This window comes from Bradyrhizobium sp. SZCCHNRI3043, from assembly GCF_032377735.1.
Taxonomy (GTDB): Bacteria; Pseudomonadota; Alphaproteobacteria; order Rhizobiales; family Xanthobacteraceae; genus Bradyrhizobium.
This window is the reverse complement of the sequence record NZ_JAUHID010000011.1, coordinates 1-12,867: the sequence shown is the minus strand read 5'-3', so window position 1 is coordinate 12,867 and position 12,867 is coordinate 1. Positions and strand designations below refer to the sequence as shown.

General features: G+C 62.0%; 14 protein-coding genes and 1 pseudogene. 11 read left to right on the top strand and 4 right to left on the bottom strand.

All coding sequences use genetic code 11. From position 1 onward, the window contains the following. The first annotated feature begins 84 nt into the window (after nt 1-84). A complete protein-coding gene (locus tag QX124_RS20945; RefSeq protein WP_315798152.1) occupies nt 85-867 on the top strand; it encodes a crotonase/enoyl-CoA hydratase family protein in 783 nt (260 codons plus the stop codon). Here QX124_RS20945 and QX124_RS20940 read toward each other — a convergent pair. From QX124_RS20940 to QX124_RS20930, 3 genes are read right to left on the bottom strand one after another with little or no spacing between them, the layout of a single operon-like run. Continuing rightward, complete coding sequence (locus QX124_RS20940; RefSeq protein WP_315778041.1) at nt 864-1,559, bottom strand: glutathione S-transferase family protein; 696 nt, start codon at nt 1,557-1,559, stop codon at nt 864-866. The two genes, QX124_RS20945 and QX124_RS20940, sit on opposite strands and share 4 nt — an antisense overlap. A 30-nt stretch (nt 1,560-1,589) precedes the next feature. After that, complete coding sequence (locus tag QX124_RS20935; RefSeq protein ID WP_315798151.1) at nt 1,590-1,829, bottom strand: hypothetical protein; 240 nt, start codon at nt 1,827-1,829, stop codon at nt 1,590-1,592. Between the two features lie 7 nt (nt 1,830-1,836). Next, on the bottom strand, nt 1,837-2,601 hold the full coding sequence (locus tag QX124_RS20930) for a sulfite exporter TauE/SafE family protein (RefSeq protein WP_315771858.1): 765 nt from the start codon (nt 2,599-2,601) through the stop codon (nt 1,837-1,839). Between the two features lie 90 nt (nt 2,602-2,691). On the opposite strand from QX124_RS20930, the gene QX124_RS20925 reads away from it, so the two are divergent. The 10 genes and pseudogenes from QX124_RS20925 (at nt 2,692) to QX124_RS20885 (ending at nt 12,240) form a co-directional block, all read left to right on the top strand. Continuing rightward, nucleotides 2,692-3,615: a LysR substrate-binding domain-containing protein gene (locus QX124_RS20925; RefSeq protein ID WP_315778037.1), complete on the top strand. Its 924-nt coding sequence runs from the start codon at nt 2,692-2,694 to the stop codon at nt 3,613-3,615. Between the two features lie 66 nt (nt 3,616-3,681). After that, nucleotides 3,682-3,894, top strand: coding sequence for a hypothetical protein (locus QX124_RS20920; protein WP_315733961.1), 213 nt, complete (start codon nt 3,682-3,684; stop codon nt 3,892-3,894). 203 nt (nt 3,895-4,097) lie between these two features. Beyond that, complete coding sequence (locus QX124_RS20915) at nt 4,098-4,280, top strand: hypothetical protein (RefSeq protein ID WP_315798150.1); 183 nt, start codon at nt 4,098-4,100, stop codon at nt 4,278-4,280. 188 nt (nt 4,281-4,468) lie between these two features. Next, entirely contained in the window at nt 4,469-7,834 is a 3,366-nt protein-coding gene (uvrB, locus tag QX124_RS20910) for an excinuclease ABC subunit UvrB (protein ID WP_315798149.1), read from the top strand. A gap of 63 nt (nt 7,835-7,897) precedes the next feature. Continuing rightward, nucleotides 7,898-8,227: a type II toxin-antitoxin system RelE/ParE family toxin gene (locus QX124_RS20905; protein WP_315798148.1), complete on the top strand. Its 330-nt coding sequence runs from the start codon at nt 7,898-7,900 to the stop codon at nt 8,225-8,227. Between the two features lie 13 nt (nt 8,228-8,240). Beyond that, the gene (locus tag QX124_RS20900; protein WP_315798147.1) at nt 8,241-8,552 is read left to right on the top strand and encodes a transcriptional regulator; all 312 of its coding nucleotides are present in this window, start codon (nt 8,241-8,243) and stop codon (nt 8,550-8,552) included. Nucleotides 8,553-8,586: 34 nt separating this feature from the next. After that, nucleotides 8,587-8,778 (top strand): annotated as a pseudogene (locus tag QX124_RS20895) (hypothetical protein); the annotation flags it as partial. A gap of 129 nt (nt 8,779-8,907) precedes the next feature. Next, entirely contained in the window at nt 8,908-9,666 is a 759-nt protein-coding gene (locus QX124_RS20890) for a hypothetical protein (RefSeq protein WP_315798145.1), read from the top strand. 1 nt (nt 9,667) lies between these two features. After that, nucleotides 9,668-10,648, top strand: a complete 981-nt coding sequence (locus QX124_RS31905) for a beta-ribofuranosylaminobenzene 5'-phosphate synthase family protein (protein ID WP_409997728.1) — start codon at nt 9,668-9,670, stop codon at nt 10,646-10,648. Then, the gene (locus QX124_RS20885; RefSeq protein ID WP_315798144.1) at nt 10,645-12,240 is read left to right on the top strand and encodes a non-canonical purine NTP pyrophosphatase; all 1,596 of its coding nucleotides are present in this window, start codon (nt 10,645-10,647) and stop codon (nt 12,238-12,240) included. Before QX124_RS31905 ends, QX124_RS20885 begins: the two co-directional genes overlap by 4 nt. 141 nt (nt 12,241-12,381) lie before the next feature. Here QX124_RS20885 and QX124_RS20880 read toward each other — a convergent pair whose 3' ends face one another. Further along, entirely contained in the window at nt 12,382-12,687 is a 306-nt protein-coding gene (locus QX124_RS20880) for a hypothetical protein (protein WP_315798143.1), read from the bottom strand. Nucleotides 12,688-12,867 lie beyond the last annotated feature (180 nt).

The window sequence follows — 12,867 nt, the reverse complement described above, 5'->3', positions numbered from 1 at the left end:
TCAATGTATACTAACCAGTGAATATACCTCGGCTGCCGCGACGCCTAGTCTTCGCTTGCTCCAACCGCCAGCCTGCGAGACGCCATGACCGACCTCATCCTGCTCGACATCTCCGACCGCATCGCCACGATCACGCTGAACCGGCCGGAGCGACTGAACGCGCTCAGCTACGCGCTGATCGATCGATTGATGGCCGCGCTCGACCGCTTCGAGACCGATGCCGGCGTCAGGGCCGTGATCCTCACCGGCGCGGGACAACGCGCCTTCTCGGCCGGCGCCGACATCGACGAATTCACCGCAAGCGTCCGCCAGGGGCGCGCCGCGGCGCTGCGCGACTTCGTGCGGCGCGGCCAGGCGATGACGGCGCGGCTGGAGGCGTTCCGCAAGCCGGTCGTCGCCGCCGTGAACGGGCTCGCCTTCGGCGGCGGCTGCGAGATCACCGAGGCCGTGCATCTTGCGGTGGCGAGCGAGCGCGCCAGCTTCGCCAAGCCCGAGATCAGGCTCGGCATGCCGCCGACCTTCGGCGGCACGCAGCGGCTGCCGCGGCTGGTCGGCCGCAAGCGCGGACTCGAGCTGCTGCTGACCGGTGACGCTTTCCCGGCGCAGCGCGCGCTGGAGATCGGCCTCGTTAACGCCGTCGTGCCGCACGACGAGCTGTTGCCGGCGGCGCGCGCGCTGGCGCAGCGCATCATCCGCCACGGGCCGGACACCATCGCCGGCATCATCACCGCCGCGACGCGCGGGCTCAACATGGCGATCGGCGAAGGGCTGCAGGTCGAGAGCGAGCAGTTCGCGAGCCTGGTCGGCAGCCGCGATCTCACCGATGGGCTGGCGGCCTGGCGCGAGCGCCGGCCGCCGCGTTTCTAGACCGGGTGGCCCGGCGACTTGCGCGCCAGCCCGTCGAACGCATCGAGCAGCCGCTCGCGCCAGGCATGGACGCTGTCGCCCTCCTCCAGCAGCCGGAACGGGCTCACCACGCGCGCCCATTGGAAGCCGCCGAACACGATGTAGTCGGCATAGTCGGGCGTATCGCCGCCGATGAAGGCCTGCGTCTTCAAGGTCTGCCGCAGCGGCTCCAGCGACCTGCGGAAGCCGATGACCGCCTGGTCGCGCGAGGCCATGACCTCTTCGAGGCTCTTGCCGAACCGCGCCTCGCGCGATTTGCGGAAATAGTCGGCATCCTCGGCGGCGAGGTTCTTCGGAATGTCGGCGATGATCAGCGGGAAGATGCCGCCGACGATGGCGATGTCACCCCAGGCATTGAGGAAGCGGGCCATCGCGCGGCCGCCGGCGCCGCCGAACAGTGACGGCCGGTCCGGATAGGTGTCCTCGAGGTAGTTGGCGATCGCCCAGGAGTCGGCCACCGCGCGGTCGCCGTCGAGCATGACCGGCACCTTCTCCGATCCATGCGGCGCGATCGCGCTCTTCTCGGTGAAGCGCCACGGAATCGATTCTGCGCTCAGGCCCTTGTGCGCCAGCGCCATCCGCGTGCGCCAGCAATAGGGGCTGAATGGGCGGCCCGCATCGGTCCCGACGAGTTCATACAGCTTCACTGCCATTCCCGGTCTTTCCTCCAAGTCCGGACCGTTCTAGCGCGCGACGCGGCCGTTGTCGCGCAACAGCTGCGCGCCGGCGTCGGTGACGATGACGAAGATGCCGACGCCCGCGATCGCCTGGCGCGTGACACAGCCCAGATCGGCGGCATCCTCCCACACCGTCAGCCGCGGGCAGCTCGTTCGCCACGTCGCCACCACCTCGGCATGGCTGCGCGGCGCGCGCGCGATCCATTCGACGAAGTCGAGCACCAGGGGGTCTGCCGATACGGCCATGCTCGCCTCACTCTGCCGCCGCCGAGCTCTGCGCGGCCAGCAGCAGCCAGCCGCCATAGAGGATGTAGTAGCTCGCCACCGCCGTGATGATGCGGTGGGCCCAGGTGCGGAACTGCTGCTCGCTCATCGCCTCCAGCAGCCGCCGCGCCAGGCTCGTGCCGAGCATCGACGCTCCGACGGCGACGAGCGCGAGCACGGGATCGAGGCCCGCGGCCTGATCGATGATGCCGCCGAAATAGATCAGCTTGGTGAGGTGGCTCGCGACCTGGCACGTCGCCTTGGTGGCGACGATCGCGCGGCGGTCGAACCGCGCGCCGAGAAAGAACGTGTCGAGCAGCGGCCCGGACACCCCGGTCATCAGCATCAGCCCCATGCAGATCGTGCCGTAGATCGCGCCCTGCCAGACGCTGTCCGGATCGGGCCTGAGGCCGGCCGGCATCAGCCGCGCCATGAACGGGGTGACGCCGAGCAGCAGGAGCGCGACCGGCTTGTCAGGCACGTAGCGCACCAGGGACCATAGGCCGAGCGCCAGCGCGCAACCGACGAGATACACCGCGACCGGCCGCCAGCGGATGTGCCGGCGCCACAGCACGGCGCGCCAGCCGTTGGACGCCATCTGCGTCGCCGCGTGCAGCACCATCGCCGCCGGCAGCGGCATGATCGCCAAGAGCACGCCGATCAGGATCAGCCCGCCCGCCATGCCGAACAGGCCCGACAGGAACGCCGTCGCCACCATCAGCAATCCGAGCGCTGCAATCAGGGCTGGTGTCATGGCTGATCTCCTCGCCATGCAGATTGTCGCACTGGCGACGGCCGCACAAACCGAGTTATCTTGCCCTCCATCAGTTTTCCTGAGGGCTCGATGAGACGGCTGCTGTTCCTCAACGGCATCAAGGCATTCGAGGCGGCTGCGCGCACCGGCAGCTTCGCCGCGGCCGGCAGCGAGCTCAACGTCTCCGCCGCCGCGATCAGCCGCATGGTCAACCTGCTCGAGCAGCGGCTCGGCGTGGTGCTGTTCGAGCGCAAGGCCAACCGCCTGGCGCTGACCGCGCCGGGGCGCGCCTATCAGAGCGGGCTGACGCCGATCTTCGATGCGCTGTCGAGCCTGACCGCGCAGATCATGGCGCCGTCGTCGATGCGCGTGCTGACGCTCGGCGTCGGTCCGACCTTCGCGATGAAATGGCTGATCCCGCGGCTCGCCGATTTCAGCACCGAGCAGCCGGACATCGAGGTCCGCATCACCACCGGCGGGGCGGCGGTGCCGTTCGGCGACGACTGGAGCTGCGGCATCAAGCTCGGCCACGGCGCCTGGCCGGGTCTCGTCGCCGAGCCGCTGTTCGCCGCCGATCTCGTGCCGGTGTGCACGCCACGGCTGGCCGCGACCTTGAAGAAACCGGCCGACCTCAAGGGCCCGAGCCTGCTGCGAGTGTCGCATGCGGCCGAGGACTGGGCGCTGTGGCTGAAGGCCGCGGGCGTCACCCGCGTCAGCGCGCGCGGCACCGAGTTCCAGTATTACGGGCATGCGCTGCAGGCCGCGATCGACGGGCTCGGCGTCGCGATGGGCATCCGTCCCTATATCGACGATGACCTCGCGGCAGGACGGCTGGTTGCACCGTTCGCACTGACCGTCCCAAAAGGCGAGCGCTGGTATCTTGTCTACCGCCATTTCCAGGCCGGCCAACGTGATTTCGCCGCGTTCCGGCGCTGGATCATGCGCGCAGCGTCGCAACCCGCGACCCGGAATTCTCAGCGGAGGGACGCGATCAAAAAAGACGCTGACGTGTGAACCTGTTCACAAATGCCCGGACAAACTCATGCTGTTGTTGCAGTTTGGAACATCCAGGACTGCGCAATGACGTACTTGTACGAAGACTTCGCCATCGAGCCGTTCGAAGCAGGACGCGGCTTGTGGCACGCGCGGATCCGCCGCGCGGACATGACCCCGGTGGTGATCAATGGTGTTTCGTTCCCGTCTCTCGAAGTCGGCTTTGCCTGGTCCGATGCAGACATGGCGATCGCCGATGCCAAGAGCCACATCGACCGCTTCCGCAAGCGGTGGGACTGACGACGGCCAACTGATAGGCCGTCGCTTCGAGCATGCAACGGAGGATATCGACCGCCCCCCGGGAAAAGACGGATAGCGCGACGTGGAACAATCTTCGAGAGTGAAGTCCCCGAGAGTCCATCCGCGCGGCCAGACGGTTCCAAGCCAACAATCCAAACGCCAATTCGAAATGCCGAGTGTATTCGTAATGCGGACTGCAATTCATGGCTGAGCCTGCCGTCAAACTCCTCGCTTATTCGGTGCGTACGCGATGCCCGGACTGCGATGCCGAGCTGAGCGTCCTGAGCGTCATCAACGGCCGCGGCGGTTCCGAGTACTGGGCCCTGCAATGCGTCGCCTGCCACGGCGTGCATCTCGACATCGTCGAGCAGCCGACCCGGCATTGAACCGCAGCGAGGGGTCGCTGGAGCGCCATCGCGCGCGCCACGGCTCGCGAGTCGCTCGCTGATCTCGTGTGGCCTTCCGCGTGCAGGCGCATCTCGGGCCGTCCTGCTGCCACCATGCTGTCAGCAAGGCCGCTGCGCGGCGCCCGATCACTCTTTCAAGTCGGCGTCATCCGTCCCATATTCGGGCCATGGCGAAGACCCCCGACACCCCCAAGAAGCCTGGCCGAACTCCGAAATCGAAAGCGCACCGGCCCGACGTGCAGCCGATCGCGCCCGCGCTCGCCGAGCTGCTCAATCCCGCCATCAACCGCGGCGAGAGCGGCATCGGTTCCTCAACGGGACTGAAGCCTCCGCCGGACAATTCCTGGGACCGCCGCAGCGGCGGCGAGGCCGCCGCGCACCGCGCGCGGGCGTCGACGCGCGGCAAGAGCGCTGAGGTTGCGACCGGCGACACGTCCGATCGCCCGATCCCGCTGCGGCCGAATCCGCAGCCGGTGGGAGGGCGTTCGTCCGTCCGTGACACGTCACAAGCTTCAGCCCAGCAGGACGCTGCGCTCCCTCCCCCCTTGTGGGGGAGGGCTGGGGAGGGGGGTGCCCCAAGCAACACTGCCCGTGAATCCACCCCCGCCTCCTCCCCCCAAGGGGGAGAGGAGGAGAGCGTGGCGGCGCGACCTGAGTCCCCTCCCGCGTTGGCCGACGACTCAGACACAGCTCGTGCCGGAGTACCCCCCTCCCCACCCCTCCCCCACAAGGGGGGAGGGAGCGCCGCAGCGCATGCAGACGCGCCCTTTGACAACGCTGGCGAGTCAGGCCTCGCCGAAGCGCCGCAAGCCAATTACGGCACCGCCGCCACCATCCCGACGCTCGATCCCGAGCTGGCGCGGCAGCTTGGCCTGCCCACGGCCGAGGACGACGAGGAGGCCCTCGCCCGCCCGCCGCGCAACAAGATGGAGGCGCTCGGCGTCAAGGCCACGGCGGAAGCGCTGGAGTCGCTGATCCGCGACGGCCGTCCCGAGTTCCGCAAGGACGACGGCTCGCTCAAGGTGTGGACGCCGCACCGGCCGCCGCGCCCCGAGAAGTCGGAAGGCGGCGTCCGCTTCGAGATCAAGTCGGCCTATGAGCCGAAGGGCGACCAGCCGCAGGCGATCAAGGAGCTGGTCGAGGGCATCGCACGCAACGACCGCACACAGGTGCTGCTCGGCGTCACCGGCTCCGGCAAGACCTACACCATGGCGAAGGTGATCGAGGCGACGCAGCGCCCGGCCATCATCCTGGCGCCGAACAAGACGCTCGCCGCGCAGCTTTATGGCGAGTTCAAGAGCTTCTTCCCCGACAACGCGGTCGAGTACTTCGTCTCGTACTACGACTACTACCAGCCCGAGGCCTACGTCCCGCGCACCGACACCTATATCGAGAAGGATTCCTCGATCAACGAGCAGATCGACCGGATGCGCCACGCGGCGACGCGCGCGCTGCTCGAGCGCGACGACGTCATCATCGTCGCCTCGGTGTCCTGCATCTACGGTATCGGCTCGGTCGAGACCTACACCGCGATGACCTTCGCGCTGAAGAAGGGCGAGCGCATCGACCAGCGCCAGCTCATCGCCGACCTCGTCGCCCTGCAATACAAGCGCACCCAGCACGATTTCACCCGCGGCACCTTTCGCGTGCGGGGCGACGTCATCGACATCTTCCCGGCGCACTATGAGGACCGCGCCTGGCGCGTGAACCTGTTCGGCGACACCGTCGAGAATATCGAGGAGTTCGATCCGCTCACCGGCCACAAGCAGGACGAGCTGGAGTTCATCAAGGTCTACGCCAATTCGCATTATGTGACGCCGCGCCCGACTTTGGTGCAGGCGATGAAGTCGATCAAGTCGGAGCTGAAGATCCGGCTCGACCAGTTGCACGCGCAGGGCCGCCTGCTCGAGGCGCAGCGGCTGGAGCAGCGCACCACCTTCGACATCGAGATGATGGAGGCGACCGGCAGTTGCGCCGGCATCGAGAACTACTCACGCTATCTCACCGGCCGGCTGCCCGGCGAGCCGCCGCCGACGCTGTTCGAATACGTCCCCGACAATGCGCTGGTGTTCGCCGACGAGAGCCACGTCACCGTGCCGCAGATCGGCGGCATGTTCCGCGGCGACTTCCGCCGCAAGGCGACCTTGGCCGAATACGGCTTCCGCCTGCCCTCCTGCATGGACAACCGCCCGCTGCGCTTCGAGGAGTGGGACATGATGCGGCCGCAGACGGTGGCGGTGTCGGCGACCCCCGGCGGCTGGGAGCTGAACGAGGCCGGCGGCGTGTTCGTCGAGCAGGTCATCCGCCCGACCGGGCTCATTGATCCGCCGGTCAACATCCGCCCCGCCCGCACCCAGGTCGACGATCTCCTCGGCGAGGTCCGCGCCACCGCGCAGGCCGGCTATCGCTCGCTGATCACGGTGCTGACCAAGCGCATGGCCGAGGATCTCACCGAATATCTGCACGAGCAGGGCATCCGCGTCCGCTACATGCATTCGGACATCGACACCATCGAGCGCATCGAGATCATCCGGGACTTGCGCCTCGGCGCGTTCGACGCGCTGGTCGGCATCAACCTGCTGCGCGAGGGCCTCGACATTCCCGAATGCGCGCTGGTCGCGATCCTCGACGCCGACAAGGAAGGTTTTCTGCGCAGCGAGACGTCGCTGATCCAGACCATCGGCCGCGCCGCGCGCAACGTCGACGGCAAGGTGATCCTCTACGCCGACCAGATGACCGGCTCGATGGAGCGCGCCATCGCCGAGACCAACCGCCGCCGCGAGAAGCAGGTCGAATACAACACGGCCCATGGCATCACGCCGGAGAGCGTCAAGAAGTCGATCGGCGACATCCTCAACTCGGTCTACGAGCGCGACCACGTGCTGATCGAGACCGGCGGCGGCACCACCACCGACGACGTCATCTCGATCGGCCACAATTTCGAGGCGGTGCTGGCCGATCTCGAAACCCGCATGCGCGAAGCCGCCGCCGATTTGAACTTCGAGGAAGCCGCCCGCCTGCGCGACGAGGTCAAGCGCCTGCGCGCCACCGAGCTTGCCGTCGTCGACGACCCCACCGCCAAGCAGCGCACCGTCCAGGGCAAGGCCGGCGCCTACGCCGGCGCCAAGAAATACGGCGACGCCGCCAACCTCCCGACAGCAGCGATGAAGGGCCGCGGCGGCGCGTCTTCGCGAGGCGGCTCCTCTTCACCCTCCCCTGGAGGGGGAGGGTCGGCCGCCAAAGGCGGCCGGGGTGGGGTGAAGCCCCGCGACCCGCTCGTGCCGTCCCTCGACGATATCATGAGCGGCGGCTCGCGCAGCGGCTCCAAGGTCCACAAGCCCCATCTCGACGAGATGCACGGCCCGGAATCCCTCCCCTACCGCCCCAACGCCAAGCTGCCGCCAAAGCCATTCGGCAGCAGCAGCAAGATCATCCAGCCGACCAACTCCCGCGAGTCCGGCCCCGAATTCGGCCCCGCCCCCCGCTCGACCGGCGGCCAGCCGGGCAAGCGCGGTGGGTGGAAGAAGCGGTGATACCGGAAGTCGTCCTAGCTGCCATAGCTTGCGCATGGGTAACACATATGTTACCCATAGAAGATGACCGAAATCCGCTACTACGTCAGTGCAAATGGCGGTGAGCCATTCGCTGATTGGTTTGCGGATTTAGATGCGGTTGCCCGCGCCAAAGTCGCCCGCGCAATCGCCCGCATGGAGCAGAGCAACTTCTCCAACGTCAAATCCGTCGGAGAAGGCGTGTTGGAATATCGAATCGACTTCGGCCCGGGTTATCGGGTCTATTTCGGCCGCGATGGCGAAACGCTGGTGATCCTTTTGACGAGCGGTACGAAGAAGCGACAGCAACGCGATATCGACACAGCGCGGGGATATTGGCGAGACTACAAGTCGAGCAAACTTGGACGACGCTGAGCGGAGACGAGTGATGGTAAAGACCAAAAGCTTCAAGGAGTTGGTTCAGAGCCAAGCCAAGGCAGACAAGACCTTTGCCGAAGCGCTGCTTCGCGAGGGGATCGACGCGATGCTCAGCGGCGACATGGAAACAGGAAAGGTCATCCTGCGGGACTACATCAAGGCAACTGTGGGTTTCGAGAAACTGGGCGAAGCGATCGATACACCGCCCAAGAGCTTGATCCGCATGTTCGGACCTCAAGGAAATCCGCAAGCCAGGAACCTCTTTAGTGTGATCGGCTATCTGCAGAAGCAAGCCGGCCTAGAGCTTCACGTCACGGGTTAAACGATCAATCGAGCGGAGGCCAAGTCGCCAGGCCCATCTCGACGAGATGCACGGCCCGGAATCCCTGCCCTACCGCCCCAACGCCAAGCTGCCGCCCAAACCGTTCGGCGGCCGCAGCAAGATCATCCAGCCGACCAACTCCCGCGAGTCCGGCCGCGAATTCGGTCCGGCTCCGCGCTCGACCGGTGGCGCGCCGGGAAAGCGCGGCGGGTGGAAGAAGCGATGAGCCGTGATTTTACGGGGATCTAGGTTACCCCATTATCGCTAAATATGGGGATTTCGGGCGTATCGCCCAGAACGCGCACTAGCAAGCCCGTCTACTTCAAGTATATTCAGGCATTTTCTTAGAGAAGAAATGTCGATGAAGTTGTTAGTTCCGTCAAATCTGTTCTGGATATTCAGCCATGTCGTAATATTGGTCGTCGGCATATTCCTTACTGTGGTCTCGCGCCAATTTGACCATCCGGACATTTTACTAGGAATTGGGGGGTCGCTCATCGCAAGCGGCATCGCAGGAGAGGTACTGTTTCTTTACGTGTATGTCTCTCAAGACATGAAGGACCGACTCGACCTAATAGCAGCCGCCGGCCTGCGCCGCATCTTTCCAACAAGGTCTATTAGCATTCGAGAAGAATATCATTCGAGACTACGCGGAGCCAAAGAAGTCGACATTTTGGGATTTGGACTAGCCAGTTTCCGCGAAGACTACGGAAGCAAATTCGAAGAGCTCTCAACTCACACGAGCTTCCGAATACTTCTCTTAGACCCAGACTTTCCGTCAATCGAAATAAACTTGGCCTCATTGAGGGACAAGGAAGAAGGAAACAACGACGGGGAGATAAAGAGAGATGTAGAAGCGTTCGCGACAACCATCCGACGGTCGACGAATCTCAACAGATCTAAGTTTCAAGTAAAGCTCCTAAGAGCTCTTCCCTCGATAAACATCTTCCGTGTCGATGACGACTTGTTTTGGGGACCATATCTGATCGCAAGCCAAAGTCGCAATATGCCAACACTGCTCGTGAGAAAAGGGGGCTTCCTCTACGACTCGATCAGGGGACATTTTGACCATCTTTGGGAGAACGATCAATTTAGCAGACCAATCGCCGACTAAGATGCGCTTGCGAATAACCGCCCACCCTCGAATTCATATTTGCCTAGTCGATCTCGCAGGCATCTCCGCGAGAAGTTATTGCGGCGTAGGCTTCTCGCTCACCGGCCCGGTCACACGCTGGCTAGTTGAAGACTCGGATCGAATACAGTTGATTGGCACATCCTCTCTCGACGCTCGGGCGCTCCATGACATAGACGAAACAATATGCCGACTGGTAGCGCGAGGCGCCGAAGGATTTACGGCCGAGCTTGAGAAAGTCCCACAGCAACATATCGGGCTTGGAACTAAGACGACGCTCCTTCTCTCTCTTATTGCTGCGGTAGACAGACTAAAGGACCTCGGCCTTTCATCGACTGAGATTCGGAAACTATCAGGACGTGGCGGAGCATCTGGGATTGGCGTAAATCTCTTCTTCTGCGGCGGATTCGCCTGGGACGGAGGACATCCACCAATTCAGCCACGAGCATTTTTACCGTCTGGAGCAGTTCAACAGCCCAACCAGCCGCCTCCCATGCTTGCTCGATGGTCCTTTCCGGACCGGTGGGTAGTAAGTCTTGTTTTGGCAGGCACAACCACTTTCGCTGGCTCGAATGAGATCGATTTTTTTAAGTCGAAGACTCCGATCTCGGCAGATGACGCGCTTCAGACCATGTCTTTCGTGTACCACGGAGTCGTTCCAGCTGTTAGCATGAACGATCTATCTCTACTAAAAGTCTCCCTTGAGGGAGTGCACTCCGTTGGTCTCAAGTACCAGGAACTCGGCGTCCAATCGAAAAGCACAATTCAGACATTCGTCGCTCTTCAGGCTCTGCCCGGGGCCGCCGTCGGCCTGAGTAGCTTAGGTCCTTTGATCTATTGCATTTCTGAGAAACATGACGACGGCGCACGCGAAAGCATAGTAGAAATTTGCCAACGAACAAACTCAGAATATCTTGGCACCTTCTTAGGAAGCAACGACGGCTTCTCAATTGAGTCATCATGAAACGCCAACGCCCCAACTATGGGAATGCCTTCGAGTACGATCGTGTACTCAACGTATTCTTCTACACCTCCAATACAGAAAAGCTGCTGCAAGCGCGCCTACTCTTTATGAGACACGGTTACGAGCTAAAGCACTTCCGGGGGAAGAATGAGCCATACGATGAAAATTATCAACTAGGTACCACTGGCTTACTAACTCGAGCCGTAAATCAAGTTAAGGCCGAATTTGGAGTACGATCGATTTTCTTTGTGGAGGACACTTCGGTTCGAATTGACGCCTTCAGTGGCAGCGAAGACTTTCCTGGACTTGGCGTCAAGGAATGGTTTCCGCAAACAACATTTGATGCGGTCGATCGGGAGTTGAGGAGGAAGGGCAATAACCGAAGAGCTAAGGTAAACTCCGACATTGCTTTTTATATTCCCACACTGCCAGCACCGCTATTCTTTCACGGCGAGACTTCGGGAGAAATAGCCGATAGTCCGCCGGGATTTGATGTATCAGTTCAATATCCTTGGCTGACTCCTCACACCTTCAACGGCTGGATCATCCCCCACGGCTCGGAAAAGCGCTTGGGAGAAATGGAGTTCGAAGAGTCTCTCCATTATGATTTCCGCGCAAAAGCCTTGACTGATCTCCTTCGAACACTGGAACAACTCAACGCCGCGGTCAATCTCAGACCAAACTTCTATACGACTCGAAAATCCGTAAGTTTTGGACCGGAGCAGCTCTCTCTGATTGAGGAGACTCCTCGTCACGTCATACTAGTCGTTGGCGCGAAATGTTCCGGAAAGACAACCTTTAGTGACTACATGGCAAATTACGACTCAGTGCGGGTCTACGAGGCCAGTACGGTACTTCGAGGAATAGGCCAGGAATCGGGCGCCATACCAAGTGATTCAAATGAGGCTCTAGCTTTTCTGAGTGAAATGGGCTGGGACATTGTTGCTCGCAAAATCGCTGAATATATTGAGAAGGACGACTCTAGACTTAGCGTAGTCACCGGACTACGGACGCCAGAGGAACTCTTGCTTCTAAAGCGGCGCTTTCCAGCGGCTCGCATCGTACTCATCGACGCCGACTCGAGGATTCGCTTTGAACGACACATTCGTAGAGCTCGCGATGGAGATTTTTCGACGTCAAAGGCTTTTCTAAATGAAGATGAGAATCAAAAGAAGTTCGGGATTATGCGTATTGCGAACGATATCGCCGAAATCGTTATTACTAATGACAGTGGCCGAGAACAGTATTGCAGCAAAATCAGAGATGCAATTGACCAGATCACGACTACACCCCGCGCACGCCGACCGAACTCGGCGAACAACTTAAGCGAGCTACATAGAACGCTTCGCGCGCTCAAAAAGATCGGACTTTCAGCAACATGCGAGGAGATCTCCAAATTAACCGGCAAAGTCGGAGCTCCAGTTCGAAAATACAATACAAATCGAGCTCTCAAGGCGGTGCCTGAGTTTGCCCAGCGGATCGAGCACAAGGGGGAAAAACTCCGCTATCAGTTAACATCGAGGTCGGTAAGTTTTCTCGCGCTATTGGACTTGTTGGCTGGCACCGATACTGAAACCGATGAAGCGAGCTGACCCGGGGTTTTCCGGAAGCAGTCTAATTGCGTGGAAGGCGGTCGAGTCCTGTGCTCGATCGTGCTTTGCTGTTTCGTACAAACGGGTTTCACCGTTTGACACGTTGCGTGCCGCCTCAATTGATTCGGCGAGACACCCAACTCAATACGTCCGCCCCTTCGGCATCCGCGCGTGATAGTGGAAGCGCTTGCCCGCCTTCGGCCACACCATCCAGAAATTGATCTGCCCCGTCTCGATCGACTCGAACTCGGGACTGCGCAGGTCCTTGGTACCGGTGAGGATCAGGGTCTTGGCCTTGATCGACGCCAGCGCCTTGGCGGTGTCGCCGTCGAAGCCGGGCGTGGTGCCGACGTCGTGCCTGTTATAGGTCCAGGTTTGGTAGATCCAACCGTTGGCGTCGAACGCCGTCACAAGCGGCGTCTCCTGCTGCTCCATCGAAGGCAGCACGTCAGCCCCGTTCTTGAACTGGGCCACAAGGCGAGAGGCAATGCGGTTAGCTTCCGAAAAATATAAATACCTTGCGCTTTATCGGAAATCATGATTATCTCCCCGCATCCCGCCTCACCGCAGAGGGGCGTAGCGCGCGATCGTCACGACACGCGAGGTGGGGATGCGATGGCCGCGTTG